This window comes from Streptomyces sp. BBFR2 (assembly GCF_044497305.1).
Lineage (GTDB): Bacteria > Actinomycetota > Actinomycetes > Streptomycetales > Streptomycetaceae > Streptomyces.
In genome coordinates this window covers 6,278,347-6,303,867 of record NZ_CP172415.1, presented here as the reverse complement: position 1 = coordinate 6,303,867, position 25,521 = coordinate 6,278,347, and the positions used below count along the sequence as shown (strand labels likewise).

The window sequence follows — 25,521 nt, the reverse complement described above, 5'->3', positions numbered from 1 at the left end:
TGTTGCGTCCCCTGGATGCGGAGCCCGCCGTGCCGGATGTGCCGATCTCTCCTAGCCTGTGCGGCATGACCCAGGATGCGGGCACACAGGATCCGGAAGCCGGCACGGCCGGGGAGTCCGCCCGTACGGCGGCGCTGCTGGCGGCCCAGGGACAGGCGGCCGCGCTCTTCGCGGAGATCGGCGCCCGCGGGCTGGTCGCCCCCGGGCGCGGTGAGCGCGAGGTCAGCGACGCGGTACGGGACCTGGCCCGCGAGCTGTTCGGCATCCGGCGGTACTGGCACAAGCGGATCGTCCGCTCCGGCCCCAACACCCTCCAGCCCTACCGGCAGAACCCGCCGGACCGGATCATCGGCGAGGACGACATCGTCTTCTGCGACTTCGGCCCGCTCTTCGAGGAGTGGGAGGCGGATTTCGGCCGGACCTTCGTCCTCGGCGACGATCCCGTCAAGCACCGGCTCCGCGACGATCTGCCGGTGCTCTTCGACGCGGGGCGCCGCCACTTCGAGACACGTCCGGACATCACCGGCGAGGAGCTGTACGCCGAGGTGGTGCGGCTGGCCGAGGCGGCGGGCTGGGGATTCGGCGGGCCGCACTCGGGCCATCTGCTGGGCGAGTTCCCGCACGAGAAGGTGGACGGCGCCGAGATCGACTCGTACATCGCGCCGGGCAGCGCCCGCCCGATGCGGCGGGACGACGGGCTCGGGCGGCGCTGCCACTGGATCCTGGAGATCCATCTCGTCGACCGGGAGCGGGGGTTCGGCGGCTTCCACGAGGAGCTGCTGGACCTCGGGCACGGCGGCGCGGCCTGACACCGGGCGCCGGTCAGGGGTGCTGGCTGCTGACGGACACCACCTCGCCGGTGAGGTACGAGGCGTAGTCGCTGGCGAGGAAGACCATGACGTTGGCGACCTCCCAGGGCTCGGCGGCGCGGCCGAACGCCTCACGGGTGCGCAGCTCGGCGAGGAGTTCGGCCCCGGCGACCTTGGCGAGGTGCGGGTGCATCGCGAGGCTGGGGGCGACGGCGTTGACGCGGATGCCGTGGGCGGCGACGTCGAGGGCGCTGCACCGGGTCAGCGCCATCACCCCGGCCTTGGCGGCGGCGTAGTGGGCCTGGCCGCGCTGGGCGCGCCAGCCGACGACCGAGGCGTTGTTGACGATGGTGCCGCGCCCGGCCGGGATCATATGCCGCAGTGCGGCGCGGGTGGCTTTGAAAGTGCTGGTCAGCGTGGTGGCGAGGACGGTGTCCCACTGGGCGTCGGTCATCTCGGCGACGGAGGCGGTGCCGCCGAGCCCGGCGTTGTTGATCAGTACGTCGAGGGCGCCGCATTCGCGCGCCGCGGTGTCCATGAGGTGGTCGAGCTGGTCACCGTCGGTGACGTCGCAGGGCACGGCGAGCGGGCGGGTGCCCGTGTGCTCGGCGAGGCGGTCGGCGGCCTCGGCCAAGCGGCGGGTGTGGCGGTCGCTGATGACGAGATGGGCGCCCTCCTCGGCGCACCGCCGGGCGGCGGCGAAGCCGATGCCGGTGCCGGCGGCGGCGGTGACGACGACGGTGCGGCCGGCGAGGAGCTGGTGGGAGACGGGCCGGTCGGGCGCGGGCCGCGGGGCGGGTACCCCGGCCGTGCCGGGCGGGGCGGCGGGCGTCCCGGCGGAGGCCGGCCGCGGGCCATCGGACCGGGCTACGGGCGTCCCGGCGGGCGCCGGCCGCGGAGCGGGCGCCCCGGGGGTGTCGGGCTGCGGGGCGGGCGCCCCGGGGGTGTCGGGCACGGTCACACGGCTCCCTCGTCGAGTGCGGCGGGGTGGGCTCCCCCGGCGGGCGGGTCCGTCAGGCGGTGCAGGACCTCGTCGGCCTGCGTCATGATCCGGTCGATCAGCTCCCGGCAACTGGGCAGGTCGTCGATGAGGCCGACGACCTGGCCGGTGGCGAGGACGCCGAGGTCGGGGCGGCCGTCGAGGAGTCCGGTGCGGTAGAGCAGCGGGGCGTTGGCCGCCATGACGACCTGGCTCCAGGTCAGGCCGTGGCGGCGGCGCAGCGCCAGGCCCTCGCGGACCAGGTCGGGCCAGGGGGTGCCGGAGAGTTTCCGGAAGGCGGTGGCGTTGCGGGCGGCGCGCAGCAGCCGGCCGGGACGGGAGGTGTTCTCCAGGCGGGCGACGGGCCCGGTGCGCAGGACGCGCTGCGGGACGCCGTCGATCTCGCGGGTCAGCACGGTGTCGTGGACGCCTTTGTCCAGGTAGACCTGTTTGACGGCGGGGGCGACGGGTGAGTCCCGGGTGAGCAGGAAGCGGGTACCCATGGCGATGCCGTCGGCGCCGTGGGCGAGGGCGGCGACCAGTCCGCGGCCGTCGCGGTAGCCGCCGGCGGCGATCACCGGCAGGTCCACGGCGTCACGGACCTGCGGCAGCAGCAGGCTCGTGGGGACGCCACCGGTGTGGCCACCCCCCTCGCCGCCCTGGACGATCACCGCGTCGGCGCCCCAGGCGGCGACCTTCTCGGCGTGGCGGCGGGCGCCGATGGACGGCACGACGAGCAGTCCGCCGTCCTTGCAGCGGGCGATGAGGTCGCGGCGGGGCGCGAGGGCGAACGAGGCGACGCGCACGCCGGAGCGGATCAGCAGGTCGACGCGGTCCTCGGCGTCGGGCTGGTCGGCGCGGAGGTTGACGCCGAAGGGCCGGTCGGTGGCGGCGCGGACCGCGTCGAGTGCGCGGCGCAGCCCGTCCAGGTCGAGCAGTCCGGCGGAGAGGATGCCCAGGCCCCCGGCCTCGGCGGTGGCGGCGGTGAGGGTGGCGTCGGAGACGTAGCCCATCCCGGTCTGGACGACCGGGTACGCGACGCCGAACAGGTCGCAGATCCGGGTGCGCAGCGCCGGATGCGTCATGCCGGGATCTCCTCGTGGCGCAGGCCCGCCGGGTCGATGTCTTCGCGGATCAGGCGGAGTTCGGCGGCGGTGGGCAGCCGGGTCGCGGGGACGTCGCCGTCGATGACGAGCGGGCAGCCGGTGCGGGCGGTGACGTCCTCGGGGCGGACGCCGGGGTGGACCGAGCGCAGCCGGAGCGTGCCGGTGGCGGGCGCGAAGTCCAGGACGGCGAGGTCGGTGACGACGCGGCGCAGGTCGTGGTGGCGGGCGGCGGGCCCGGCGGCCGCCGCGGCGTCCGTACCGACGCCGCAGACCAGGTCGACCCGGGGGACGAAGACCCGGGTGGAGTGGCGCGGGATCCAGTAACTCACCGGATGGCAGACGGTGTTGCCCGGCGCGCCGCGCACCCCGACGAGCTGGACCGTGGGCGCGTCGTACGGGCCGATGGCGGAGATGTTGACGTTGCCGTGGGCGTCGATCTGGGTGGGCATCATCATCGCGTGCCGCCGCCCGCTCCACACCAGGTCGAAGATGGCGCGGAAGGGCAGGTACCCCTCGACCGGCCCGTCGGGCGCGGCGCCGAGCGGCCAGATCCCCCGCACGAGACGGGATTCGCCGTCGGTGAGCAGCAGATCGGGGGCGAAGGTGGCGCGGGCCAGCCGGACGCCGATGGCGGGGGCGGTGCCGAAGGCACTGGCCAGGATCTCACCGCTGCCGCGGAACGCCTCGGCGCAGGCGACGGCGCAGATCTCGGCCCGGGTCGCGTCGCTCATACCGGCTGCTCCTCTCCGGGGTGGCCCGGCGTGCGGTGGTGCCCGGCGCCGGTGAGATAGCGGTGGCGGAACGTCTCCCACGCTTGCGGCGAGCGGGCGGCGTCGGCGTACTCCTTCTGGTACGCCTCGTCGCGCGGGTAGTCGGGCGCGCAGGAGGTGAAGTGGGCGCCGCCGGGCGCCTCGACGACGCCTTCGACGGTGTGGCGGCGGACGACGAGGGTGGCGGGGTGGGCGTCCTCGGTGAGGGCGGCGGTGGGCACGATCCGTTCGCAGGAGACGAAGGCGTGCTCGGCGGCGCCGCAGAAGAGGTCGTCGAAGTACGGGTCGGGGCCCAGGCACTGGGCGTTGCCCGCCGCGTCGGCGCGGCTGAGGTGGACGAGCGCGGCGTCCAGCGGCAGCGCGGGCATGGCGAGGAGTTCGTCGCCGCCGTACGGATCGGCGACGGTGCGCAGATGGGGGTTGACGACCGGGACGGCGGAGCCGACTCCGGCGCGGGTGGGCAGGAACGGCAGCCGCAGCGATGCGGCGTACAGGCCCCACTGGAGCATCCCCTCGTCGTACTCCGCGACCTCGATGCGGCCGTTCTGGCGGGCGGCGCGGAAGTGCGGGTCGAGGGGGATGGAGTCGAGCGAGACGAAGCCGAAGACCAGTTTGCGGACCTTCCCGGCGGCGCAGAGGAGGCCGACGTCGGGGCCGCCGTAGGAGACGACGGTGAGGTCGCGCAGGTCGGAGCGGAGGATCTCGCGGATGAGGGCGAGCGGTTTGCGGCGCGAGCCCCAGCCGCCGATGCCGAGGGTCATCCCGGAGCGGAGCCGGGCGGCCACCTCCGGCGCGGTCATCGTCTTGTCGGCCATACGCAGCTCCTGACGGGGTGTGCCGTGGACGGTCCCGTGCCGGGCGCCGGGCGGCGCCACACTACCTAGCAAACGTTTGGTAGATAGATTACGGTGGCCGCGCGGCCGGGTGTCAAGGGGCCGCGGCACGCGGCGGCACCGGGGTGCGGACGGAGAGGGGCGGGCCATGGACGGCGGCGGTTCACGGGAGTTCACCGGCCGGGCGGTGGCCGTCACCGGCGGCACCAAGGGCATCGGACGGGCCGTCGCCGAGGCGTTCCTCGCGGCCGGCGCGGAGGTCACGGTCTGCGGGCGCACCGCTCCCCCGGACCCGCCGCGCGCGGGCGGGCGCACCGCGCACGTGGTGTGCGCCGACGTCCGCGACCCGGCGGCGGCGCGGGAGTTCGCCGACGCCGCGGCCCGCCGCTCGGGGCGGCTCGATGTCCTCGTCAACAACGCGGGCGGCTCCCCGGACGCCGACGCGGCCACCGTCTCCCCGCGCTTCGTCGAGAAGGTGGTGGCGCTCAACCTGCTCGCGCCCTTCTACGTGTCCCAGGCCGCCCACCGCCATATGCGCGGCCAGGACGGCGGCGGCTGCATCCTCAACATCGGCAGCGTCTCGGCGCACCAGCCGCAGCCCGGCACGGCCGCCTACTCCGCCGCCAAGGCCGGTCTGCTGACGCTCACCCGGGCGCTGGCGCTGGAGTGGGGCCCGGCGGTCCGGGTCAACCACCTCAGCGTCGGGCCGGTACGGGCCCCGGGCGCGGAGCGGGAGGCGGCCCTCGCCGGGATCGTCCCGCTGGGCCGTCTGGCGCTGCCCTCCGATGTCGCCGCCGCCTGCCGGTATCTCGCGGGCCCGGCGGCCGGGTACGTCAACGGCGCGGATCTGGCCGTCCACGGCGGCGGCGAACCGCCCGCCCGCTACCTGGCCGGGCGCCCGGGGCCCGCGGGCTGACGGGCCCTCATGTCCCGTACACCGGGAGCGGTGAGCGGGCCGCGGCGAGCAGCCGGCGGGCCGCGGCACCGGCCTCGGCGGGGGTGCGGCGGGCGCCCGAGTCGTCGCTCGGGCCGGGGTGCCAGCCCTCCATGACGGTGATCCGGCCGGCCTCCGCCTCGAAGACGTGGCCGGTCACGCCCGCCGAGTCGGCGGAGCCGAGCCAGACCACGAGCGGGGAGACGTTCTCCGGCGCCATCGCGTCGAACTCCCCCGCCCTCGGCGCCGCCATCGCCTCGGCGAAGGTCTGCTCCGTCATACGGGTGCGGGCGGCCGGGGCGAGGGCGTTGACCTGGACGCCGTAGCGGGCGAGTTCGGCGGCGGCGACGAGCGTCAGCCCGATGATCCCGGCCTTGGCGGCGGCGTAGTTGCCCTGTCCGACGCTGCCCAGCAGCCCGGCTCCGGAGCTGGTGTTGACGATCCTGGCCTGCGGGGTGCGGCCCGCCTTGGCCTCGGCACGCCAGTGCGCGGCGGCGTACCGGAGGGTGAGGAAGTGGCCCTTGAGGTGGACGCGGACGACGGCGTCCCAGTCGTCCTCGCCGAGGTTGACCAGCATCCGGTCGCGGAGGAATCCGGCGTTGTTGACGAGGGTGTCGAGGCGGCCGAAGGTCTCCAGCGCGGTGGTGACGAGGGAGGCGGCGCCCTCGGGGGTGGCGATGTCGCCGTTGTGCACCACCGCCTCGCCGCCGAGGGCGCGGATCTCCTCGGCGACCCGCCGCGCGGGTCCGGTGACCGCGCCGGTGCCGTCGGGTTGGACGCCGAGGTCGTTGACGACGACCCGGGCGCCCTCGGCGGCGAAGGCGAGCGCGTGGGCGCGGCCCAGTCCGCGTCCGGCTCCGGTGATCGCGACGACGCGCTGCGCGCACAGTCCGGCCATGGCCTTCCCTTCCGTCCGCTGATGACGGCGGGGAATCCGGGGGCGCCGAGCCCTCTGCCGCCGTCCGTCGAACTGCTAGCGTACCTAACAAACGTTAGATGGAAAGGTGGTGGAAAAAGGTGACCGAACGCCTCACGGGTATCTCCGTCTCCCGCCCCGAGGAGGGCGTCCGCGTCGTCACCGTCGACGTCCCGCCGGTCAACGCCCTTCCCGTACAGGGCTGGTACGACCTCGCCGGCGCGGTGCGCAGCGCGGGCGCCGACCCGGGGGCGCGGTGTGTGGTGCTCGCCGCCGAGGGGCGCGGGTTCAACGCGGGCGTCGACATCAAGGAGATGCAGCGCACGCCCGGCCACACCGCGCTGCTCGGCGCCAACCGCGGCTGCTACGAGGCGTTCGCCGCGGTCTACGACTGCGAGGTGCCGGTCATCGCCGCGGTCCAGGGGTTCTGCCTGGGCGGCGGCATCGGGCTGGCCGGGAACGCCGACGCGATCGTGGCGAGCGACGACGCGGTGTTCGGCCTGCCGGAGCTGGACCGCGGGGCGCTCGGCGCCGCCACCCACCTCGCCCGGCTGGTCCCGGCGCATCTGATGCGGACGCTGTACTACACCTCCCGGACCGTCACCGCCGAGGAGTTGCGGGCGCACGGTTCGGTGTGGCGGGTGGTGCCGCGGGAGGAACTGCGCGCGGCGGCGCTGGAGCTGGCGCGGGAGATCGCCGCTAAGGACGGTGCCCTGCTGCGGCTGGCCAAGGCGGCGCTCAACGGCATCGACCCGGTCGATGTCCGCCGCAGCTACCGCTTCGAGCAGGGCTTCACCTTCGAGGCGAACCTCAGCGGCATCGCCGACCGGCACCGGGAGGCGTTCGTGGCGTCACGGGAGCGGACGGACCGGCGGAGGGACTGACAGACGGACGGCGGGCCGGGGCGTACGGCCGCGAGGCCGACGGACATGGGCCGGGCGCCGTCCGCCCCGTCACCCCGCCGCCCTCACAGCCGTTCGATGATCGTCACATTGGCCTGGCCGCCGCCCTCGCACATGGTCTGGAGGCCGAAGCGGCCGCCGGTGCGCTCCAGTTCGTGCAGGAGGGTGGTCATCAGTTTGGCGCCGGTGGCGCCGAGGGGGTGGCCGAGGGCGATGGCGCCGCCGTTGACGTTGACCTTCGCCGGGTCGGTGCCGGTCGCGCGCAGCCAGGCCAGGACCACGGAGGCGAACGCCTCGTTGATCTCCACCAGATCGATGTCGTCCATGGTCAGGCCGGTCCTGCGCAGTGCGTACGCGGTCGCCGGGATCGGGGCGGAGAGCATCCGGACCGGGTCCTCGCCGCGTACCGAGAGGTGGTGGACACGGGCGCGCGGGGTCAGCCCGTGGTCGCGGACGGCGCGTTCGGAGGCGATGAGGAGGGCGGCGGCGCCGTCGGAGATCTGGGAGGCGAGGGCGGCGGTGAGGCGGCCGCCCTCGGTCAGCGGCGCCAGCGCGGCCATCTTCGCCAAGCCGGTGTCGCGGCGCGGTCCCTCGTCGGCGGTGACGGCGCCGTAGGGCACCGTCTCGCAGGTGAAGCGGCCCTCGTCGAGGGCGCGGACGGCGCGCCGGTGCGAGCCGAGCGCGAACTCCTCCATCTCCGCGCGGCCGATGTCCCACTGCGCGGCGATGAGTTCGGCGCCGTGGAACTGGTCGACGGGCCGGTCCCCGTACCGCTTCCGCCAGCCCTCCGACCCGGCGTACGGGCCTTCGGTGAAGCCGAGCGGTTCGGCGGCCCGGCGGCTCGCGAAGGCGATCGGGATCTGCGACATGCTCTGCACGCCGCCGGCGACGACCAGGTCCTGGGTGCCGGAGAGCACGCCTTGGGCGGCGAAGTGGAGTGCCTGCTGGGAGGAGCCGCACTGCCGGTCGACGGTCACACCCGGCACCTCCTCGGGCAGTCCGGCCGCCAGCCAGCAGGTGCGGGCGATGTCCGCCGCCTGCGGTCCGACGGTGTCCACGCAGCCGAAGACCACGTCCTCCACGGCGGCCGGGTCGATGCCCGAGCGGGTCATCAGGGCCGTCAGCACATGTGCCCCGAGGTCCGCCGGGTGGACGGCGGCCAGAGCGCCGCCGCGCCGGCCGACGGGGGTGCGGACCGCTTCGACGAGATACGCCTCGGGCATCGGGACTCCTTACGACGGTGGCGTCAGGGGGTGCGCTCCCCGAGGGCGATGCCGTCGAGCACCATCGAGAGGTACTGCCGGGCGATCTCGTCGGGGCTGTGCAGGCCGCCCGGCCGGTACCACGACGCGGCGACCCAGACGGTGTCGCGGACGAAGCGGTAGGTGAGGCGGATGTCCAGGTCGGCGCGGAAGACGCCGTCGGCGACGCCGCGCTCCAGGGTGCCCAGCCACGCCTTCTCGAACTTCCGCTGGGAGTCGGCGAGATAGGTGAACCGGGGCTGGACGGAGAGGTGGCGGGACTCCTTCTGGTAGATCGCGACCGCCGCGTGGTGCCGGTCGATCTCCCGGAACGACTCGGTGACCAGCGCCTCGATGGTCTCCCGGGGGCCGAGCCCGGCGGCGAGGACGGCGTCGTAGCCGGCCCACAGCTCATCGAGGAAGGTGGAGAGGATCTCGTCGAGCATCGACTCCTTGGAGTCGAAGTGGTAGTAGAGGCTCCCCGCCAGCATTCCGGCCGCGTCGGCGATCTTGCGGACGGTGGTGGCGTTGTACCCCTGCGCGGCGAACACCTCGGCGGCGACGCCGAGCAGTTCCCGGCGCCGCTCGGGCGAGGGGGTCATCGTCTTCTTCTTGCCGCTGTCGGGCGCGTTGCTTTTCGGCACACCGCCATTGTCGTCCCCCGCCCGTACGGCGGCGGGACCGGGCCGGGCCCGCCGCCGTACGGGCCGCCGCGCGCGGCGGGCGGCGGGCCCGGGGCGCCCGTCACGGCCGGGGCTCCCGGGGCAGTCCGAGCACCCGCTCGGCGATGATGTTCCGCTGGATCTCGTTGGAGCCGCCGTAGAGCGTGTCGGCGCGGGAGAAGAGGAACAGCCGCTGCCACTCGTCCAGCTCGTACGGCTCCCCGGCGGTCAGCATGCCGTCCGCGCCGCGGATCTCCATGGCGAGTTCGCCCAGCTCACGGTGGAAGGTCGCCCAGTAGATCTTGCCGATGGACGCCTCCGGGCCCGGTGCCCCGGCGGCGGCGCCCTCCAGCATCCGCAGGGCGTTGCCGCGGACGGTCTCCAGGCCGATCCAGGAGCGGGTGAGCCGGTCGCGGATCAGCGGGTCGCGGGCGGCGCCGTTGCGGACCGCGAGGGCGGCCAGCGCCTCCCATTCGCGGCGGAAGCCGACCTGCTGCCCGAGGGTGGAGACACCACGTTCGAAGCCGAGGGTGGCCATCGCCACGGCCCAGCCGCCGCCCTCCTCGCCGACGAGGTTCCCGGCGTCGGTACGGGCGCCGTCGAACAACACCTCGTTGAACTCGGCGGTGCCGGTGAGCTGGGTGATCGGCCGGATCTCCACCCCGTCCTGATCCAGCGGCACCAGCAGGTAGGACAGCCCCCGGTGCCGGGTGGAGCCCGGCCGCGTACGGGCGAGGACGAAGCACCACCGGGATTCGCGGGCCAGTGACGTCCAGATCTTGCGGCCGGTGAGCACCCAGGAGTCGCCGTCGCGTGCGGCGCGGGTGCGGACGGCGGCGAGGTCGGACCCGGCGTCCGGTTCGCTGTAGCCCTGGCACCACAGATCGCGGACGGCGGCGATGGCGGGGAGGAAACGGGCGCGCTGCTCCGGGGTGCCGTACGCCATGAGGGTCGGGCCGACGAGCTGTTCGCCGATGTGACCGACCCGGGCGGGGGCGCCGGACTCCGCGTACTCCTCGTGGAAGGCGACCTGTTCCTCCAAGGTGGCGCCGCGGCCGCCGTACTCGACGGGCCAGCCGACGCAGGTCCATCCGGCGGCGGCCATATGGCGCTCCCAGGCGAGGCGGGCGACGAACTCCTCGTGCTCCCGGCCCGGTCCGCCGAGGCCGCGCAGCCGCCCGAACTCGCCGCTGAGCTGCGCGTCCAGCCAGGCCCGCGCCCGCTTTCGGAACTCCCGCACCGTGTCCATCTGCCGGCTCCCCCACGGATCTCGACGGTCACCGGCCGGTACGTTAACCTACCAAACACTTGTTAGGGAAGGAGGGCGGATGTCCACTGCCCCGACGGAGCCGGTCCGCTACGAGACGCGGGGCCCGGTGGCCCTGATCACCATGGACCGCCCCGCCTACCGCAACGCCCAGAACTCCGCGATGACCTACGCACTGGACCGGGCCTTCTCCCGCGCCGCGGCCGACGACGCCGTCAAGACCGTCGTCCTCGCGGGCGCGGGCGCGCACTTCTCGGCCGGTCACGACATCGGCACCCCCGAACGCGACGCCCACCTCCCGTTCGACCGCACGGCCGGACTGTGGTGGGACCACTCGGACAAGGAGGGAGCCGAGAGCCGCTACGCCCGCGAGTCCGAGGTCTACCTCGGGATGTGCCGCCGCTGGCGGGAGCTGCCCAAACCGGTGCTCGCCAGCGTCCAGGGCGCCTGTGTGGCGGGCGGGCTGATGCTCGCCTGGATCTGCGACCTGATCATCGCCGCCGAGGACGCGTTCTTCGCCGACCCGGTGGTGCGGATGGGCATCCCCGGCGTCGAGTACTTCGCCCACCCCTGGGTGATGCCGCCGCGGATCGCCAAGGAGTTCCTCTACACCGGCGACCGGATGAGCGCCGCCCGCGCCCACGCGCTGGGCATGGTCAACCGCGTCGTCCCGCGCGAGCGACTCCTCGACCACACCCTGGAGCTGGCGACGAAGATCGCCGGTCAGCCCCGGATGGGCCTGGCGCTGACCAAACGCGCGGTCAACCAGGCCGAGGACCTCCAGGGCCTGCACACCGGCCTCGACTCCGTCTTCGGCCTGCACCACCTCGCGCACGCGCACAACGCGGAGACCTCGCGGGACGCGCTCGGCGGGATGGACATCCGCGCCATGAAGGAGGCCGGCTCCTGATGGACCTCGATCTCACCGCGGCCCGGCGCGCGTTCCGCGACGAGGCCCGCGCCTGGCTCGCCGCCCACGTCCCCGCCGCGCCGCTGCCGTCCCTGGAGACGGCCGAGGGGTTCGCCGCCCACCGCGCCTGGGAGCGCACGCTCGGCGCCGCCCGCTGGTCGGCGGTGTCCTGGCCCGAGCGGTACGGGGGCCGGGGCGCCGGTATCACCGAGTGGCTGCTCTTCGAGGAGGAGTACCACGCGGCGGGCGCCCCCGGCCGGGTCGCGCAGAACGGCGTGAACCTCCTCGCGCCCACGCTGCTGGAGCACGGCACCGACGCGCAGCGCGCCCGGATCCTGCCGCCGATGGCGCGCGGTGAGGTGATCTGGGCGCAGGCGTGGTCGGAGCCGGAGGCCGGATCGGACCTGGCCGCACTGCGCTCGACGGCGACCCCCACCGACGGCGGCTGGCTGCTCGACGGCCAGAAGACCTGGTCGTCGCGGGCCGCCTTCGCCGACCGCGCCTTCGGGCTCTTCCGCAGCGGGCGCGGCGACCGCCCGCACCACGGCCTGACGTATCTGATGTTCCCGCTGGACGCGCCCGGTGTGACGGTCCGGCCGATCGGCCGCCTGGACGGCAAGCCCGCCTTCGCCGAAATCTTCCTGGACGGTGTCTTCGTCCCGGACGAGGACGTCATCGGGACGCCGGGCGACGGCTGGCGCGTCGCGATGTCCACCGCGGGCAACGAACGCGGGCTGACGCTGCGCAGCCCCGGCCGGTTCACCGCCGCCGCCGGACGGCTGGCCGCGCTGTGGCGTGAGCGCGGCCGGCCGCAGGACACGGCGCTGCGCGACCGGGTCGCCGACGCGGTGATCGGCGCCGAGGCGTACCGCCTGTTCACCCACGCGGCCGCCGCCCGGCTCACCGCCGGGGAGCCGATCGGCGCGGAGTCCAGCCTGAACAAGGTCTTCTGGTCGGAGCTGGATCTGGCGCTGCACGAGACCGCGCTCGATCTGCTCGGCCCGTACGGCGAACTCGCCGACGACGCCGGCCAGGCGCCCGCGTACGGCCGGTGGGCGGAAGGGTACGTCTTCGCGCTCGCCGGGCCGCTCTACGCGGGCACCAACGAGATCCAGCGCGACATCATCGCCGAGCGGCTGCTCGGCCTGCCGAAGGGACGACGCTGATGCGGTTCCTCCTCGACCGCGAGCAGCGGGAGTTCGCCCGCACGCTGGATGCCCTGCTCGGCGCGGCCGGCACCCCCGCGGCGGTACGCGCCTGGGCGTCCGGGGACCCGGGCCCCGGCCGCGCCCTGTGGAAGAGGCTCGCCGACGTCGGCCTGTTCGCCCTGGCGGTCCCGGAACGGCACGGCGGGGCGGGGCTCCATCCGGTCGAACTTGCCGTGATCTTCCAGGAGTTGGGGCGGCACGCGGTGCCGGGTCCGCTGGTGGAGACGGTCGCGGCGGCGACATTGCTGGCCGGGGTGGACGGGGTGGCGGACGGGGCGGTACGGGGTGCCGTCCTCGCCGGTCCGGGGCGGGCGGGCGCTGCCGTCGAGCCGGGGCGGGGCGGCTCCGGCGCGGCGCCGGAGGGGGACGCCTCCACCGCCGGGCCGGGGCGGGCGCCCGCTCCGGTCGAACCGGGGCGGGGCGCCGCCGCCGTCGAGCCGGGCCCGCCCGCGTCCGCCCCTGGCGGCTCCGGCTCCGGCGCTCTGCCCCCCGGAGGCCCGGCCCACGGCGGCCCGGCCCGCACCGATGCCGCGCCGGAGACCGCCCGGCCCGGCGATGCCGCGCCGGAATCCGTCCCGCCCGGCGGCCTCGCGGAGGGCCTGCTGTCCCGTATCGCCGCCGGGGACGCCCTCGTCTCGCTCTGCCTGCTCTCCCCCGCGCAGCCGTACGCGCTGGACGCCGATGCCGCCGACGTGGTGCTGGTCGTCGAGGGGGAGGTGCTGCGGCGGGCGGAGCCGGTGGGGCCGGTGCGGCGCTCCGCCGATCCGGCGCGGCGGCTCGTGCGGCCGGGTCCGGGGCCGGTCCTCGCGCGCGGGCCGGGGGTGGCCGCCGCCGCGGCGCGGGCGTACGACATGGCGGCGCTGGCCACCGCCACCCAGGCACTGGGGCTGGGCCGCGCCCTGCTCGACGCGACCGTCCGGTACGTCCGCGAGCGGACGCAGTTCGGGGTGCCCGTCGGGTCGTTCCAGGCCGTCAAGCACCGGCTGGCCGACACGCTGCTGGGCCTGGAGTTCGCCGAGCCGCTGGTGTACGGGGCGGCGCTCGCCCTGGCGCGGGGCACGGCGGACGGCCGCGCCGTTTCGGCGGCCAAGGTCGCGGCCGGTGAGGCGGCGTACGCGGCGGCGCGCACCGCGCTCCACCTGCACGGCGCCCTCGGCTACACCGAGGAGCCGGACCTGTCCCTGTGGATCCGCAAGGCCCGGCCGCTGCGCGACGCCTGGGGCACCCCCGCCGCACACCGGGCCCGCGTCCTGGCCCCGTGACGGCCCGGGCGGCACGGACGGCGAAGGCGGCGGGGACGGGACGGAAAGCCCATACCGGTACGTCGACGGAGGAGTGAGCGGTGCGGCTGACGGCGGAGCAGCGGGAGTTGGGGGACGCGGTACGCGCGGTGCTCGCCCGGTACGACGGGGCGGCCGCCTGGCAGCCGCTGACCGGACAGATCGGCGCCGCGGGTCTCGCCATCCCCGAGGCGTACGGCGGAGCGGGCGGCGGATTCCGTGAACTCCACGTCGTTCTGGGCGAGTTGGGCCGTGCGCTGAGCCCGGTGCCGTTCCTCGGCTCGGTGGTCCTGACCGCCCAGGCGATTCTGGCGAGCGGGGATGAGGCGGCCCGCGGCCGGCTGCTGCCCGGCCTCGCCTCCGGTGCGGTCACGGGCGCGCTGGCCTGGGCGGAGGGCGGCTCCTGGGATCCGGCGCGGATCCGGACGGAGGCGGTCGCCGGGCCGGACGGCGGCTGGCGGCTGAGCGGCGTCAAGGAGCACGTCCTCCACGGCGCAGACGCCGGGCTGCTGCTGGTGGCGGCGCGCACCGCCCGCGGTCTCGCGCTCTTCGAGGTCCCCGCCGGTGAGCCGCGGACCCGGCGCGAGGCCCTGGTCCCGGTCGACTCCACACGGGCCCAGGCCCGGATCGTCCTCGACGACGCGGAGGGACGGCTGCTCGGCGCCGACGGCGACGGCGCACGGACGCTGACCCGTCTCCTGGACCTGGCCGCCACCGCGCTCGCCGCCGAACAGACCGGCGCCGCCGCGTCCTGCCTGGAGCGCACCGTCGCCCACGTCGGCACCCGCGAGCAGTTCGGCCGCCCGATCGGCTCCTTCCAGGCGGTCAAACACCGGCTGGCCGACGCGTACGTCCAGGTCGAGGCCGCCCGCACCGCCGCCCTCGCCGCCGCCTGCGCCGCCGACGACGGCTCGCCCGCGCTGCCCCGCCTGGCCGCCGCCGCCAAGTCCGCCTGTTCGGAGGCGTTCACCGCGGTGGCCGGCGAGATGGTCCAGCTCCACGGCGGCATCGCCCTCACCTGGGAACACCAGGCCCACCACTACCTCAAACGCGCCTACGCCGCGGCCCACCTCTTCGGCTCGGCGTCCTGGCACCGGGGGCGCCTGGCGGCGGAACTGGGGCTGACGGGGTGAGGGGTACGGGCAGACGCCCGGTGCACCTCTTCCGATGGCCCGTCAAGAGCCCTGCTACTCAACCCGGTTGAGGTCATGCCGCCAGGCGTGCCGCACCGTCCGCGCCTAGCGTTCTCGGCGGTCCGCCGCCCGGTGGCCCTCGCCCCGACGGGGGCCGCCGGGACGGGCGGGCCGTCACGGCACACCGCCAACGGAAGGTGCGTTCCATGCGTGAGTTCAGGCGTTTCCTCGTCTCCGCGGCCGTCGTCGCGGTGGCGGCCACGGGGCCCGTCGCCGCCGGGGCGGCCACGGCGAGCGCGGCGCAGCCCGCCGCCGGCCCGGCCGTCGTCGCCGCCGGTCCGATCTCCTGCAACCCCCAGAAGCTGCGGCACAAGGCGGCCGAGTACCGGCAGCTTTCCGACAAGGCCGAGGCCCGCGCCCGCCACGAGGCGGGGCTCGGCCACAAGAAGAAGGCGATCGCGTACAAGAAGAAGGCGCGGGCGTACGACAAGAAGGCGGACCACTACCTCGCGAAGGCGAAGCGCTGCCACGACTGACGTGTGTCGCGTACGGGCCCGCCGGGGACGGCGGGCGAGGACGGCGGGCCGGGGCCGAGGGTGCCCCGGCCCGCCGTCGCCGTACGGGCGGACACCCTCGGGGGCGCCCCCCGGCGCCCCGGGCGGACGGTACGTCAACGCCCTTGGCCATCCCGCAGATCGGACTTCCGGCTCCGGACGCGCCTCCACACGTCATCCGGCACCCCCGTACCCCGCCGTCTCGCTACGGTCGCCCCGAGGGGGCCGGCTCCAGCACGGGCCCTCACGGCACACCGCTCTCGAAAGGTGCGTTCCATGCGTAAGTTCCAGCGCGTTCTCGTCTCCGCCGCCGTCATCACGGTGGCGGCCGCGGCACCGGTCGCTCTCGGCGCCGCCTCGGCGAACGCGGCGCAGCCCGCCACCGCGGCATCCGCCCCCGCCGCGAAGTTCTCCTGCAACAAGCAGGAGCTGCTGCAGAAGGCGCAGCAGGCCCAGAGGCTGGCCGACGAGGCCGAGGCCGCCGCGCGGAACGCGGCGGACCGGGGCGACCAGCAGCGGGCCGACGCGTACAAGCAGAAGGCGCAGTCGTACCGCCGGCAGGCGGCGAGCTACCTCGACCAGGCGGCGCGCTGCCAGGGCTGACCCGCGGGCAGGCCCGCGCCGCCACCGGCGGGCCGCGGCGGCGGTCCGGGGACGCCCCGGACCGCCGCTTTCCGTGTGCGGACCCCTTCGCGGGCCGCACCGCACCCCGGCCCTCACCCGTTCGGAGCAGTGCGGCGGGGGCTCCCCCGGCGGTGCGGGCACGGACGGCCGACGGCCGCCGGGAGGCGGATACTGGCCGGGTGAGCGTGTCGTACATCAAGCCGCATCTGCGGTGTCTGCACAGCAGCGCGGAGCTGCTCGGCCACGCGGTGGCGGAGCGGGCGGTGGAGCGGGCCGCGGGGACGGCGGACACCGCGCCGCCGCCGGGCGGGCCGCCGCTGCACGTCCTGGTGGTGCACACCGGACGGTCGGCGGAGCTGCGCTGGTCGGCGGAGGGCACCGCGCGGCGCGAGCGGTTCCTGCCGGGCGAGGCGCTGATCAATCCGGTCGGCTGGGCGGCGCGGCCGCGCTGGCAGGACGAGGTGGAGCTGCTGCTCCTGGGCATCGATCCGGTGTGGCTGGAGAAACTGGCGGACGAGGGCGGCGCCCCGAGCCGCGCCGTACTGGTCCCGCGCTTCCACTTCTCCGATCCGCTGCTGGCGATGGTCGTCGAACGGCTGGTCGCGGAGTGCTCCGGGCCCGGCCCGGCGGACACCCTGTACGCACAGTCGCTGGTGCAGACGGCCGCCGCGTCGCTGCTGCGGCTCGCGGGGCCGGACGGCGCCGTGCCGGGGCGGCCGGGCGGGCTGCCGCCGCGCGCCCTGGCCCGGGTGACCGACTTCGTCCACGCGCATCTGGGGCGGCGGATCACGCTGGCGGAGCTGGCCGCCGTGGCGGGCGTCAGCGAGTCCCACTTCGTCCGGCTGTTCAAGGTGTCGACCGGTGAGCCGCCGCACCGCTACGTCCTGCGGCGGCGGCTGGCGCACGCGCGGCGGGAGCTGCTCCGTACCGACCGGCCGATCACCGAGATCGCGGCGGAGGCCGGATTCGCCGACCAGAGCCATCTGACGCGGATGATGCGACGCTACGAAGGGGCCACCCCGCGGGTGCTGCGCGAGAGCGGGCGCTGACGGAAGTGAGCGGTCCGTTCCACCGGCGAGCGGATCGTTCAAGACCTGTGGGGGCGGGGCCGGTGAGGGTGGGGGGACAGGGCACGGCCGGGCCGTGCCGCACCGTTCGCCACCACACGCAGGAGGCCGACATGGTCAGCAAGCCGGAGACCGCGCTCCAGGGGAAAGCCGCCTTCATCGGGGGTGCGTCACGCAACCTCGGCGGACTGATCGCCACCACGCTCGGCGCGGAGGGCGCCCGGGTCGCGGTCCACTACAACAGCGATTCCTCCCGGGCCAAGGCCGAGGACGTCGTCGCGCAGATCAACGCCGGGCCCGGTGAGGCGTTCGCGCTCCAGGCGGACCTGACGCGGCCCGCGGAGGCGGCGCGCGCCTTCGACGAGACCGTCGACCGCTTCGGCAAGCTCGACATCAGCGTCAACACGGCCGGGATGGTGCTGAAGAAGCCGATGACGGAGATCACGGAGGAGGAGTACGACCGGATGTTCGCGGTCAACTCCAAGGCCGCGTTCTTCGTGATGAAGGAGGCCGCCCGGCGGATCGAGGACGGCGGGAAGATCGTCACCATCGTGACCTCGCTGCTCGCCGCCTACACCGGGCTGTACTCCTCGTACGCGGGGAGCAAGGCGCCCGTGGAGCACTTCGCGCGGGCGCTGTCGAAGGAGCTGTTCGGGCGGAACGTCTCGGTCAACAACCTCGCGCCGGGGCCGATGGACACCTCGTTCTTCTATCCGGCGGAGGACGACGACTCGGTCGCGTTCCACAAGGCGTCGGCGATGAACGGCGAGCTGACCAAGATCGAGGACATCGTGCCGTGGGTGCGGATGCTGCTGACCGACGGCTGGTGGGCCAACGGCCAGACGCTCTTCCTGAACGGCGGGTACACCACCCGCTGAACGGGTTCCGGGGCCCGGGCACGCGCCGGGCCGTCGCGCGGTGCGGCCGCCCGGCGCGCGCTTCCGGGCCGTCCGGAGCGACGGATTCCCCGCGTCGCCCCTCCGATCGGGCCCGGCTCTTCGATACTGGACGGGCCGGGCCCTGTGAGGGGCGGCCGGGAACCACCGCAGGAGGAACCGTTGAAGATGCTCATCAACGTCGCCGAGACCGTCGTGGCGGACGCGCTGCGCGGGATGGCCGCGGCCCATCCCGAGCTGGTCGTGGACGTCGACAACCGGGTGGTGGTGCGGCGGGACGCGCCGGTGGCCGGGAAGGTCGCGCTGGTCTCGGGCGGCGGCAGCGGCCACGAACCGCTGCACGGCGGGTTCGTCGGTCCGGGCATGCTGGACGCGGCGTGCCCCGGGGAGGTGTTCACCTCGCCGGTGCCCGATCAGATGGTGCGGGCGGCCGCCGCCGTGGACAGCGGGGCGGGCGTGCTCTTCCTCGTGAAGAACTACACCGGTGACGTGCTGAACTTCCGGATGGCGGCGGAGCTGGCGGAGGACGAGGGCATCGCGGTCGCCAGCGTGCTGATCGACGACGACGTGGCGGTGACCGACTCGACGTTCACCGCGGGCCGCCGCGGCACCGGCGCCACCCTCTTCGTCGAGAAGATCGCCGGGGCGGCGGCCGAGGAGGGCGCGCCGCTGGAGCGGGTCGAGGCGCTCGCCCGTCAGGTCGTCGCGGCGTCCCGCAGCTTCGGGGTGGCGCTCACCGCCTGCAGCACCCCGGCCAAGGGCAGCCCGACCTTCGATCTGCCCGCCGGGCAACTGGAGTTGGGGGTCGGCATCCACGGCGAGCCGGGGCGGGAGCGGCGCGCGATGATGACGGCCCGGGAGATCGCCGAGGTCACGGTGGACGCCGTCCTCGACGATCTGCGGCCGGAGCGGCCGGTGCTGGTGCTGGTCAACGGCGCGGGGGCGACGCCGCTGCTGGAGCTGTACGGCTTCGCGGCCGAGGTGCACCAGCGGCTGGCCGACCGCAAGGTGGCGGTGGCCCGCACCCTCGTCGGCAACTACGTGACCTCGCTGGACATGGCGGGCGCGTCGGTGACGCTCTGTCAGGTGGACGAGGAGCTGCTGCGGCTGTGGGACGCGCCGGTGCAGACCGCGGGGCTGCGGTGGGGCCGCTGATCCGCGCCGCGACCACCGCCCCGCGCCCGGGGGACGCCCGGGGGCCCGTACCGTCCGTGGTGCGCGCAGCGCCACGAGCAGAGGAGAGTCACGTGTCCGAAACGGCCCTGGATGCCGCGTTCTTCGTCCGGTGGCTGGCGGCGGTCGCCGCCGCCGTCGACCGGGAGGCCGATCGCCTCACCGAGCTGGACTCCGCGATCGGCGATGCCGACCACGGCAGCAACCTCAAGCGCGGCTTCACCGCCGTACGCGCCCTGCTGGAGAAGGAGGCGCCGGCGACGCCCGGCGCCGTCCTCGTCGCGGCGGGGAAGACGCTGGTCTCCACCGTCGGCGGCGCGTCCGGTCCGCTGTTCGGCACCCTGCTGCGGCGGACCGGCAAGACGCTCGGCGACGCGGAGCGGGTGGATCCGGGGCAGTTGCGGGACGCGCTGCGCGCCGGGGTGGACGCGGTCGGTCAGCTCGGCTCCTCGGCGCCGGGCGACAAGACGATGCTGGACGCGCTGGACCCGGCGGTCACCGCGCTGGCGGACGGCTTCGCGGCGGCGTCCGACGCGGCCGCGGAGGGCGCGCGGGCGACCGTACCGCTCCAGGCCCGTAAGGGACGCGCCAGCTATCTCGGGGAGCGCAGCATCGGTCATGAGGATCCCGGGGCGGCGTCGTCGGCGCTGCTGTTCGCGGCGTTCGCGGAGGTGGCGCGGTGACGGGGCGGGCGGTGGCCGGGACGGTCGGCGTCGTGCTGGTGTCGCACAGCGGGCCGGTGGCGGAGGCGGTGGCGGCGCTCGCCACGGGGCTTGCGGGCGGCGGGACGACGGCGCCCGTGGCCCCGGCGGGCGGCACCCCCGACGGCGGGCTGGGCACCAGCTCGGAGCTGATCGCCGAGGCGGCGCGTTCGGTGGACGGCGGCGCGGGCGTCGCGGTCCTCGTCGATCTGGGCAGCGCGGTGCTGACGGTGAAGGCGATGCTGGCGGAGGGCGACGAACTGCCCGACGGGGCGCGGTTGGTGGACGCGCCGTTCCTGGAGGGCGCGGTGGCCGCGGTGGTCACCGCGTCGGCGGGCGCCGACCTGACGGCGGTGGCGGCCGCGGCCGGCGAGGCGTACGGCTACCGCAAGGAGTGAGCCGGGCCCGGCGGCCGCCCGCGTCGGCGGCCGCCGGGGTCCGGGCGGGAGCGGCGGCGCGCGGGCGTACGCCCTTCGCGGGCCCGTGCCCGTCGCGGCCCCGCGTCTTCGGCCTCGCGCGGGACCTGCCGGGACTCAGGCGGGCGGGACTCGGGCGGGCCGGGCGAAGCGTGCCCGGAGGGCTTCCAGGCCGGTGGCGTAGATGACGTCGCCGAAGTGCCGCTCGATCTCGGGGACGACGGCGTCGGCGGCCTCGTACGTCGCGGCCCAGCGGATCACGGCGCCCGCGGCGTGCGGGTGCACGGAGAGGGTGGCGACGTAGCGGGAGACGGGGACGGCGGATTCCTCGATGGTGTAGCGGAGCATCCGGCGCGCGTCGTCCTTCGCCAGAAGCCGTTCGCGGATGACCACCCGGCCGTCGACGGAGAACGCCTGCACCGCCCCCGGCGTCTCGGGGTCGGCGCCGTCCTCGATCACCGAAGGCGGCAGCAGCGGATGCCAGTCGGCGAGGCCGCCGAACTCTCCGACGACCCGCCAGACGTCATCGGGCCCGGCGGTCACGACGGCCGTACGGGCGAGGGTGCGCACGGCGGGCCCTCCGGTGGCCGCGGCCGGCCGGTCTCCCCGGCTCACCACGCGCTGTCGCCGCGCAGTACGGCGTCGGCGCCGCCGTCGATGAAGACGACCTGGCCGGTGACCAGCTCGTTCTCGGAGGAGGTGAGCCAGGCCAGGAGGGGCGCGATCCGGTCCGGGCGGGCGTGGCCGTGGAGCGGCATGGGGACGGTCCGGTCGATGACCTCGCGCAGGTCGGGGCGGGCCAGCATGGGTTCGGTCATGGGGGTGACGACGGTGCCGGGGGCGATGGCGTTGAGGGGGATGCCGGCGCCCGCCCAGTCGGCGGTCACCGCGGTGCGGCGGACCCACCGGGCGAGGGCGGCCTTGGTCGAGCCGTAGATCGCGTATTCCTCGCCCCGGTCGACCGCCGCACGGGCGGCGGCCAGCGCCGCTTCCTCGTCACCGGCGAGCGCCGCGTCGGCGATGGCCGGGTCGTGCGGGTGGACGGCGGCGATCGAGGCGATGGTGACGGCGCGCGGGTCCGTTCCGGCGGCCAGCAGGGGGCGCAGCCCTTCCAAGGTGGCGACCGCGCCGAAGTAGTTGACGCTGACGGTGCGCGGTTCGAAGGCGCCGAGGCCGGCACCGGCGATCACGGCGTCGAGCCGCCCCCCGCTCAACTCGCCCGCCCTGCGGACCAGATGGTCCCGGCCCTCGGGGGTGGCGAGGTCGGCGACGATGTCGGCGTCCCGGAGGTCGGCGCCGATGACGGTGTTCCCCCGCTCCCTGAGCCAGGTGGCGGTGGCCTCGCCGATGCCGGAGGCGGCTCCGGTGATGAGGTAGGTGCGGGACATGGACGGCTCCTTCGCTGACGCTGACGTCGTACGTTCACCGACCGCCGGTCACCGCACGCCGCCGGCCGTCCCCGAGCGACGCGGCGTCGCCGGGCACCTGGGCGTGCGGGGTGGCGTTGAGGGCGTGGCGCGGCAGCCGGGCGCGGCGGACGAGCGGGCCGCCGCACCCGGCCGCTGATGGGTCGTCGAGGAACATACGCTTTTTTGGCATGGCGTGCCAATAATTTGTTCTGGGACAATGAGGGCCGGGTGGAACACGGCGAGGAGCACACACCATGGCGGCAGCGCGGGGCCGTCCGTCCCTGACGGAACAGCGGCGTCTTCGGACCCGGATCGAGATCGCGGAGGCCGCGGCGGCCCTGTTCGCCGACCGCGGCTACGACGCGACGACGGTCGAGGACATCGCCTCGGCCGCGGGCGTCTCCCCGCGCACCTTCTACCGCTACTGCCCGGCGAAGGAGGACGCCCTCACCCCCCTCTTCGCCTCCGGCGTCGGTCAGCTCGTCGACGTCCTGACGGCACATCCGGCCGACGAGCCGCTCCTCACCGCCGTCGAGGCGTCCTTCGGTACGGCGACGGCCGAGCGGCGTCTGGAGGACGCGGCCCGGGCCCGCCGGCTGGTCCGGGTCCTGGGCACCGTCCCCGCCCTGAAGGCGCGCTGGCTCGCCGCGGGACGGGAGATGCAGGAACGGCTCGCGCCCGCGCTGGCGCCGCGCGTGGGCGCCCCCGCCGACAGTCTGGAGGTCCGGCTGCTGACGGTCGCGGTGCTCGACGCGTTCACCGTCACCATGGAGCACTGGGCCTGGCAGGAGGAGCCGGAGGAACTCGTCGACCTGATGCGCCGCGCGCTGGTGTTCCTCCGGCTCGACCAGCTCAGGGGCGCGGCCGCGGACCGGTGACCACCGCGCTCGGCGGTGCGGCCACCGGGCCGTGGCTCGCGGCTCACGGATTACGTCTCACGTCTCACGGCTTGCGGGCGATGGCCGCGTAGCAGGCCGCCTCGGCGTCGGTGACATGGGTGGCGTCCTCGGGGCTCTCCGGGCGCCACTGGTGGGAGAGGGTGATGCCCGGGTCCAGCAGCTCCCAGCCGTCGAAGAAGCGGGCGAACTCCGCGCGCGTACGGAACTGCAGAGCGGTCCCGGCCTCGCCGTAGATCTCGATGACCTTGCCCATCACCTCGGGGGCGAAGTCCTGCGTGGCGTGGGTCATGGCGAGGGTGGAGCCGCTGGGCACCGCGTCCTTGAGGGTCTCGACGATGGCGTGGGCCCGGCCCCGGCCGTCGTCGGTGACGAAGTGCATCAGGGCGTTCAGGCTCAGGCCCACCGGGCGGGTGAGGTCCAGCGCCTCCAGGAGCTGGGGGGCCGCCATGATGCCGCCCGGGTCGTGGGCGTCGGCCTGGACGTAGGCGGTGCGGCCCTCGGGGGTGCTGTGGAGCAGGGCGGCGGCGTGGGCGAGGACGATCGGGTCGTTGTCGGTGTAGACGACGCGGGTGTCGGGCGCCACGGACTGCGCGATCTCGTGGAGGTTGGGCGAGGTGGGGATGCCGGTCCCTATGTCGAGGAACTGGCGGATGCCCGACTCGGTGAGGAAGCGGGTGGCACGGTGCATGAACTCGCGGTTGATGCGGGCGGCGACCAGCGCGCCGGGGAAGACCCCGAGGACGCTTCCGGCCGCCATCCGGTCGGCCAGGAAGTTGGTCTTGCCGCCGAGGAAGTAGTCGTAGATACGGGCCGAATGGGCCCGGTCCAACTGCAGGTCCACCCCGGACGCGCTGTGGTCGCTCATCGTGTGCCAGCCTCCCCTGTCGGCGGACCGCCGCACCGGCGGCCAAGATCGATTGTGGCACCGTGCCGCGGCCCCGTCACCGTTCATGTGGACCGGGCCGCGGCACCCGGACCGGCCGGGGCGCACGCCGGGGCGGACGGTGTGCGCGGGGCGCGCGGAGGCGCGCGGCGCCCATGACAGGGGCACCCGCGGTCATATGAATACCCGGGGACGGATTTCTTCCGGCCCCGTGCCACAAATGGGTGCGCTTTCCTGTTGATTGGAAGGGAGGACAACCGTCCTCCCGCCGCTCCCCCGCCCTCCGGCGCACCGGGAACGGCGGTGCACGGCCAACGGAACGAGGACGGCTCGTGAGCGCATACCGGCACCGGCTCCCGCCCGCAGATCCGGGGGCGCACGCCCATCCGGCGGCGGCCCGGCGAAGGGCCCGCGGGGCCCGGCGGTCCCCTGCCCCCGACCCCGCCGCACCCCTTGTGCGCTCCCCTCCCGCCACCGGCGCACGCGGGGCGCGCCGCCGCGCCCGGAAGCGACATCCCCGGCCCGCGCGTGAGGGGCGTACATGAGCCGGTACACCGCCCCGCGCGCACCCGGGACGACGGAGGAGCCGGACGCGGGCGGCGGAGCGGGCACGGACACGGATACGGACCGTCAGCTCTCGCTGTCCTACGAGGCGTTCCACGCCACCCACGCCCGCAAATGGATCAAGTACGCCTATCTGCACACCGGGGGACGCGACGCGGCCGTCGAGGTGACGCGCGGTGCCTTCCGCCGGCTGGCCGCCGTGTGGCCGCACGCGCTGCGGCAGGCGTCGGTGGAGGCGTTCGCCTGGGCGCTCCTCAAGGAGTGCGTCGTGGAGTGGCTCTACGACCACCGGCAGCCCACCGCGCTCACCGAGACCGCGGCCTTCGCGGTCGTCACCAAGGCGCTGCTGCGGGAGTTCCAGGCACAGTTCGCGTTATTGGAGAGCCAGTTGGGGCTGTACGCGGCCATCGCCAGGCTGCCGGAGCGGCAGTGCGACGTGATCGTGCTGCGGCATGTGATCGGGTACGACGACGCGCAGATCGCGGCGTTGCTGGACGTCGACGAGGCCACCGTCCGCTCACACGCCAGCCGGGGCAGACGCAGGCTCGCCACGGCACTCGGAATGGATCAGGGAAACGCGAGGGGGAACGGGCCATGACATCCACCTACGGGACCGGGCGGCGCGACACCGTCGAGGCGCTGCTCGACGCCGCCGCGGCGGTCGCCGGTATCGACGGTCTGGAGGGGTTCGGGGAGCTGGACGACCGGGGCGTCCTCGACGGTTTCGGGCTGCTGGACGGCGATGTCCCGGGGGCGGGGCGCGCGGCGGAGCCCGATACCTTCCCGGCGGTCCGCCCGGAGCGGGGCGCGCCCAGCGCGTATCCCAGCGCGCGGGACGAGGCGACGCACGAGCTGGAGCTGGCCTGCGCGCTGGTGGTGAACGCCGCGGCGGCGGCGGCCAGTCTGGAGCGGCTGGTGGACGACCACCGCATCGATCCGGAGGGCGCGCTGGTCTTCGCGTGTCTGCTGCACATCACGGGGCGGAGCGAGGCGGCGCACTTCTGGTGGCACTTCGGCGCCGGGGCGGGCAGCCGGACCGCGGCGTACTGCCTCTATCTGGCGCACCGCCGCAACGGCGAGTTCCGGGACGCGGCGTACTGGCGGGAGCAGGCGGTGCACTCCCCCGACGAGGAGCGGCGGCAGATCCCCGCGTTCGACACCCGGCAGTTGCTGCCGGACGCCGCCCGTCACAACCTCCTGGTGCAGTGGCACAGCGGGCTGGCGCCGACGCTGCCGCCCGCGCTGGAGAGCGTCATCAACCGGCTGACGGTGGACTGCGACGACGAGGACTTCGGGGAGATCCCGCACCCCTCCCCGACGCTGGTACGGGATCTGGGCGGAGCCCGCTGAGCGGTCCGCGCCCCGGGGCCCGCCGTCGCCGTCTG

The 25,521-nt window shown here is 75.1% G+C and carries 29 protein-coding genes and 1 pseudogene; 18 read left to right on the top strand and 12 right to left on the bottom strand.

Annotated elements, in window-relative coordinates; genetic code table 11:
• Positions 1-65: 65 nt before the first annotated feature.
• Positions 66-809 carry a M24 family metallopeptidase gene (locus ACGH2B_RS26000; RefSeq protein ID WP_399094647.1) on the top strand — a complete coding sequence of 248 codons (744 nt, stop codon included), beginning with the start codon at positions 66-68 and terminating at the stop codon, positions 807-809.
• 13 nt (positions 810-822) lie between these two features.
• Here ACGH2B_RS26000 and ACGH2B_RS25995 read toward each other — a convergent pair whose 3' ends face one another.
• From ACGH2B_RS25995 to ACGH2B_RS25980, 4 genes are read right to left on the bottom strand one after another with little or no spacing between them, the layout of a single operon-like run.
• A complete protein-coding gene (locus ACGH2B_RS25995) occupies positions 823-1,770 on the bottom strand; it encodes an SDR family oxidoreductase (RefSeq protein WP_399094644.1) in 948 nt (315 codons plus the stop codon).
• The gene (locus ACGH2B_RS25990) at positions 1,767-2,873 is read right to left on the bottom strand and encodes an NAD(P)H-dependent flavin oxidoreductase (protein ID WP_399094641.1); all 1,107 of its coding nucleotides are present in this window, start codon (positions 2,871-2,873) and stop codon (positions 1,767-1,769) included. The genes ACGH2B_RS25995 and ACGH2B_RS25990 overlap by 4 nt, the downstream gene beginning before the upstream one ends.
• A complete protein-coding gene (locus tag ACGH2B_RS25985) occupies positions 2,870-3,625 on the bottom strand; it encodes a CoA-transferase subunit beta (protein WP_399094638.1) in 756 nt (251 codons plus the stop codon). The genes ACGH2B_RS25990 and ACGH2B_RS25985 overlap by 4 nt, the downstream gene beginning before the upstream one ends.
• A complete protein-coding gene (locus ACGH2B_RS25980; RefSeq protein ID WP_399094636.1) occupies positions 3,622-4,479 on the bottom strand; it encodes a CoA transferase subunit A in 858 nt (285 codons plus the stop codon). Before ACGH2B_RS25980 ends, ACGH2B_RS25985 begins: the two co-directional genes overlap by 4 nt.
• Positions 4,480-4,645: 166 nt before the next feature.
• On the opposite strand from ACGH2B_RS25980, the gene ACGH2B_RS25975 reads away from it, so the two are divergent.
• Positions 4,646-5,413, top strand: coding sequence for an SDR family oxidoreductase (locus tag ACGH2B_RS25975; protein ID WP_399094633.1), 768 nt, complete (start codon positions 4,646-4,648; stop codon positions 5,411-5,413).
• Between the two features lie 7 nt (positions 5,414-5,420).
• Here the strand turns inward: ACGH2B_RS25975 and ACGH2B_RS25970 are convergent, their stop codons facing one another.
• Positions 5,421-6,329: an SDR family oxidoreductase gene (locus ACGH2B_RS25970; RefSeq protein WP_399094630.1), complete on the bottom strand. Its 909-nt coding sequence runs from the start codon at positions 6,327-6,329 to the stop codon at positions 5,421-5,423.
• A gap of 119 nt (positions 6,330-6,448) precedes the next feature.
• Between ACGH2B_RS25970 and ACGH2B_RS25965 the strand changes: the two genes are divergently transcribed.
• The gene (locus ACGH2B_RS25965) at positions 6,449-7,231 is read left to right on the top strand and encodes an enoyl-CoA hydratase family protein (protein WP_399094627.1); all 783 of its coding nucleotides are present in this window, start codon (positions 6,449-6,451) and stop codon (positions 7,229-7,231) included.
• Between the two features lie 83 nt (positions 7,232-7,314).
• Here the strand turns inward: ACGH2B_RS25965 and ACGH2B_RS25960 are convergent, their stop codons facing one another.
• From ACGH2B_RS25960 to ACGH2B_RS25950, 3 genes are all read right to left on the bottom strand, one after another.
• Positions 7,315-8,472, bottom strand: a complete 1,158-nt coding sequence (locus ACGH2B_RS25960) for an acetyl-CoA C-acetyltransferase (RefSeq protein WP_399094624.1) — start codon at positions 8,470-8,472, stop codon at positions 7,315-7,317.
• Between the two features lie 23 nt (positions 8,473-8,495).
• Positions 8,496-9,092, bottom strand: a complete 597-nt coding sequence (locus tag ACGH2B_RS25955) for a TetR/AcrR family transcriptional regulator (RefSeq protein ID WP_399097340.1) — start codon at positions 9,090-9,092, stop codon at positions 8,496-8,498.
• Between the two features lie 142 nt (positions 9,093-9,234).
• Positions 9,235-10,401 carry an acyl-CoA dehydrogenase family protein gene (locus ACGH2B_RS25950; RefSeq protein ID WP_399094621.1) on the bottom strand — a complete coding sequence of 389 codons (1,167 nt, stop codon included), beginning with the start codon at positions 10,399-10,401 and terminating at the stop codon, positions 9,235-9,237.
• A 79-nt stretch (positions 10,402-10,480) separates the two neighbouring features.
• Here ACGH2B_RS25950 and ACGH2B_RS25945 point away from each other — a divergent pair, with 79 nt between their 5' ends.
• The 12 genes and pseudogenes from ACGH2B_RS25945 to ACGH2B_RS25890 all read left to right on the top strand — a co-directional run bounded on the left by ACGH2B_RS25945 (position 10,481) and on the right by ACGH2B_RS25890 (position 20,363).
• Positions 10,481-11,329: an enoyl-CoA hydratase gene (locus ACGH2B_RS25945; RefSeq protein ID WP_399094618.1), complete on the top strand. Its 849-nt coding sequence runs from the start codon at positions 10,481-10,483 to the stop codon at positions 11,327-11,329.
• The gene (locus tag ACGH2B_RS25940; protein WP_399094615.1) at positions 11,329-12,495 is read left to right on the top strand and encodes an acyl-CoA dehydrogenase family protein; all 1,167 of its coding nucleotides are present in this window, start codon (positions 11,329-11,331) and stop codon (positions 12,493-12,495) included. Before ACGH2B_RS25945 ends, ACGH2B_RS25940 begins: the two co-directional genes overlap by 1 nt.
• Positions 12,495-12,737: pseudogene (locus ACGH2B_RS25935) on the top strand (acyl-CoA dehydrogenase family protein); the annotation flags it as partial. The gene ACGH2B_RS25940 and the pseudogene ACGH2B_RS25935, both read left to right, overlap by 1 nt.
• 42 nt (positions 12,738-12,779) lie before the next feature.
• On the top strand, positions 12,780-13,799 hold the full coding sequence (locus tag ACGH2B_RS25930) for an acyl-CoA dehydrogenase family protein (protein WP_399097337.1): 1,020 nt from the start codon (positions 12,780-12,782) through the stop codon (positions 13,797-13,799).
• 80 nt (positions 13,800-13,879) lie between these two features.
• Positions 13,880-14,950: an acyl-CoA dehydrogenase family protein gene (locus tag ACGH2B_RS25925; protein ID WP_399094612.1), complete on the top strand. Its 1,071-nt coding sequence runs from the start codon at positions 13,880-13,882 to the stop codon at positions 14,948-14,950.
• Between the two features lie 206 nt (positions 14,951-15,156).
• On the top strand, positions 15,157-15,486 hold the full coding sequence (locus tag ACGH2B_RS25920; RefSeq protein ID WP_399094609.1) for a hypothetical protein: 330 nt from the start codon (positions 15,157-15,159) through the stop codon (positions 15,484-15,486).
• Positions 15,487-15,780: 294 nt separating this feature from the next.
• A complete protein-coding gene (locus tag ACGH2B_RS25915) occupies positions 15,781-16,107 on the top strand; it encodes a hypothetical protein (RefSeq protein WP_399094606.1) in 327 nt (108 codons plus the stop codon).
• A 200-nt stretch (positions 16,108-16,307) separates the two neighbouring features.
• Positions 16,308-17,177 carry a helix-turn-helix transcriptional regulator gene (locus tag ACGH2B_RS25910; protein ID WP_399094603.1) on the top strand — a complete coding sequence of 290 codons (870 nt, stop codon included), beginning with the start codon at positions 16,308-16,310 and terminating at the stop codon, positions 17,175-17,177.
• Positions 17,178-17,308: 131 nt separating this feature from the next.
• Positions 17,309-18,073, top strand: a complete 765-nt coding sequence (locus ACGH2B_RS25905; protein WP_399094600.1) for an SDR family oxidoreductase — start codon at positions 17,309-17,311, stop codon at positions 18,071-18,073.
• A 180-nt stretch (positions 18,074-18,253) separates the two neighbouring features.
• Positions 18,254-19,246, top strand: a complete 993-nt coding sequence (dhaK, locus tag ACGH2B_RS25900) for a dihydroxyacetone kinase subunit DhaK (protein ID WP_399094597.1) — start codon at positions 18,254-18,256, stop codon at positions 19,244-19,246.
• A 92-nt stretch (positions 19,247-19,338) separates the two neighbouring features.
• Positions 19,339-19,947 carry a dihydroxyacetone kinase subunit DhaL gene (gene dhaL, locus ACGH2B_RS25895; protein WP_399094594.1) on the top strand — a complete coding sequence of 203 codons (609 nt, stop codon included), beginning with the start codon at positions 19,339-19,341 and terminating at the stop codon, positions 19,945-19,947.
• Positions 19,944-20,363: a PTS-dependent dihydroxyacetone kinase phosphotransferase subunit DhaM gene (locus tag ACGH2B_RS25890; protein ID WP_399094591.1), complete on the top strand. Its 420-nt coding sequence runs from the start codon at positions 19,944-19,946 to the stop codon at positions 20,361-20,363. The genes dhaL and ACGH2B_RS25890 overlap by 4 nt, the downstream gene beginning before the upstream one ends.
• A 135-nt stretch (positions 20,364-20,498) precedes the next feature.
• Here the strand turns inward: ACGH2B_RS25890 and ACGH2B_RS25885 are convergent, their stop codons facing one another.
• From ACGH2B_RS25885 to ACGH2B_RS25875, 3 genes are read right to left on the bottom strand one after another with little or no spacing between them, the layout of a single operon-like run.
• A complete protein-coding gene (locus ACGH2B_RS25885; RefSeq protein WP_399094588.1) occupies positions 20,499-20,951 on the bottom strand; it encodes an SRPBCC family protein in 453 nt (150 codons plus the stop codon).
• A gap of 41 nt (positions 20,952-20,992) precedes the next feature.
• Entirely contained in the window at positions 20,993-21,769 is a 777-nt protein-coding gene (locus ACGH2B_RS25880; protein ID WP_399094585.1) for an SDR family oxidoreductase, read from the bottom strand.
• Positions 21,770-21,803: 34 nt separating this feature from the next.
• Entirely contained in the window at positions 21,804-21,980 is a 177-nt protein-coding gene (locus ACGH2B_RS25875) for a hypothetical protein (RefSeq protein WP_399094582.1), read from the bottom strand.
• Positions 21,981-22,044: 64 nt separating this feature from the next.
• Here ACGH2B_RS25875 and ACGH2B_RS25870 point away from each other — a divergent pair, with 64 nt between their 5' ends.
• Positions 22,045-22,668, top strand: coding sequence for a TetR/AcrR family transcriptional regulator (locus ACGH2B_RS25870; RefSeq protein ID WP_399094579.1), 624 nt, complete (start codon positions 22,045-22,047; stop codon positions 22,666-22,668).
• A gap of 64 nt (positions 22,669-22,732) precedes the next feature.
• On the opposite strand, the gene ACGH2B_RS25865 is transcribed toward ACGH2B_RS25870, so the two are convergent.
• Positions 22,733-23,554: an SAM-dependent methyltransferase gene (locus tag ACGH2B_RS25865; protein ID WP_399094576.1), complete on the bottom strand. Its 822-nt coding sequence runs from the start codon at positions 23,552-23,554 to the stop codon at positions 22,733-22,735.
• 559 nt (positions 23,555-24,113) lie between these two features.
• Between ACGH2B_RS25865 and ACGH2B_RS25860 the strand changes: the two genes are divergently transcribed.
• Both ACGH2B_RS25860 and ACGH2B_RS25855 read left to right on the top strand, forming a co-directional pair.
• The gene (locus ACGH2B_RS25860; RefSeq protein ID WP_399094573.1) at positions 24,114-24,734 is read left to right on the top strand and encodes an RNA polymerase sigma factor; all 621 of its coding nucleotides are present in this window, start codon (positions 24,114-24,116) and stop codon (positions 24,732-24,734) included.
• Complete coding sequence (locus tag ACGH2B_RS25855; RefSeq protein ID WP_399094570.1) at positions 24,731-25,486, top strand: hypothetical protein; 756 nt, start codon at positions 24,731-24,733, stop codon at positions 25,484-25,486. The genes ACGH2B_RS25860 and ACGH2B_RS25855 overlap by 4 nt, the downstream gene beginning before the upstream one ends.
• Positions 25,487-25,521: the final 35 nt, after the last annotated feature.

Bases quoted from the DNA above. Each gene is read 5' to 3' on its own strand.
- ACGH2B_RS25970 (WP_399094630.1), bottom strand. From the start codon at position 6,329: ATGGCCGGACTGTGCGCGCAGCGCGTCGTCGCGATCACCGGAGCCGGA.
- ACGH2B_RS25860 (WP_399094573.1), top strand. From the start codon at position 24,114: ATGAGCCGGTACACCGCCCCGCGCGCACCCGGGACGACGGAGGAGCCG.
- ACGH2B_RS25880 (WP_399094585.1), bottom strand. From the start codon at position 21,769: ATGTCCCGCACCTACCTCATCACCGGAGCCGCCTCCGGCATCGGCGAG.
- ACGH2B_RS25945 (WP_399094618.1), top strand. From the start codon at position 10,481: ATGTCCACTGCCCCGACGGAGCCGGTCCGCTACGAGACGCGGGGCCCG.
- ACGH2B_RS25960 (WP_399094624.1), bottom strand. From the start codon at position 8,472: ATGCCCGAGGCGTATCTCGTCGAAGCGGTCCGCACCCCCGTCGGCCGG.
- ACGH2B_RS25875 (WP_399094582.1), bottom strand. From the start codon at position 21,980: ATGCCAAAAAAGCGTATGTTCCTCGACGACCCATCAGCGGCCGGGTGC.
- ACGH2B_RS25985 (WP_399094638.1), bottom strand. From the start codon at position 3,625: ATGAGCGACGCGACCCGGGCCGAGATCTGCGCCGTCGCCTGCGCCGAG.
- ACGH2B_RS25955 (WP_399097340.1), bottom strand. From the start codon at position 9,092: ATGACCCCCTCGCCCGAGCGGCGCCGGGAACTGCTCGGCGTCGCCGCC.
- ACGH2B_RS25980 (WP_399094636.1), bottom strand. From the start codon at position 4,479: ATGGCCGACAAGACGATGACCGCGCCGGAGGTGGCCGCCCGGCTCCGC.
- ACGH2B_RS25865 (WP_399094576.1), bottom strand. From the start codon at position 23,554: ATGAGCGACCACAGCGCGTCCGGGGTGGACCTGCAGTTGGACCGGGCC.
- ACGH2B_RS25950 (WP_399094621.1), bottom strand. From the start codon at position 10,401: ATGGACACGGTGCGGGAGTTCCGAAAGCGGGCGCGGGCCTGGCTGGAC.
- ACGH2B_RS26000 (WP_399094647.1), top strand. From the start codon at position 66: ATGACCCAGGATGCGGGCACACAGGATCCGGAAGCCGGCACGGCCGGG.
- ACGH2B_RS25990 (WP_399094641.1), bottom strand. From the start codon at position 2,873: ATGACGCATCCGGCGCTGCGCACCCGGATCTGCGACCTGTTCGGCGTC.
- ACGH2B_RS25855 (WP_399094570.1), top strand. From the start codon at position 24,731: ATGACATCCACCTACGGGACCGGGCGGCGCGACACCGTCGAGGCGCTG.
- ACGH2B_RS25870 (WP_399094579.1), top strand. From the start codon at position 22,045: ATGGCGGCAGCGCGGGGCCGTCCGTCCCTGACGGAACAGCGGCGTCTT.
- ACGH2B_RS25920 (WP_399094609.1), top strand. From the start codon at position 15,157: ATGCGTGAGTTCAGGCGTTTCCTCGTCTCCGCGGCCGTCGTCGCGGTG.
- ACGH2B_RS25940 (WP_399094615.1), top strand. From the start codon at position 11,329: ATGGACCTCGATCTCACCGCGGCCCGGCGCGCGTTCCGCGACGAGGCC.
- ACGH2B_RS25915 (WP_399094606.1), top strand. From the start codon at position 15,781: ATGCGTAAGTTCCAGCGCGTTCTCGTCTCCGCCGCCGTCATCACGGTG.
- ACGH2B_RS25975 (WP_399094633.1), top strand. From the start codon at position 4,646: ATGGACGGCGGCGGTTCACGGGAGTTCACCGGCCGGGCGGTGGCCGTC.
- ACGH2B_RS25905 (WP_399094600.1), top strand. From the start codon at position 17,309: ATGGTCAGCAAGCCGGAGACCGCGCTCCAGGGGAAAGCCGCCTTCATC.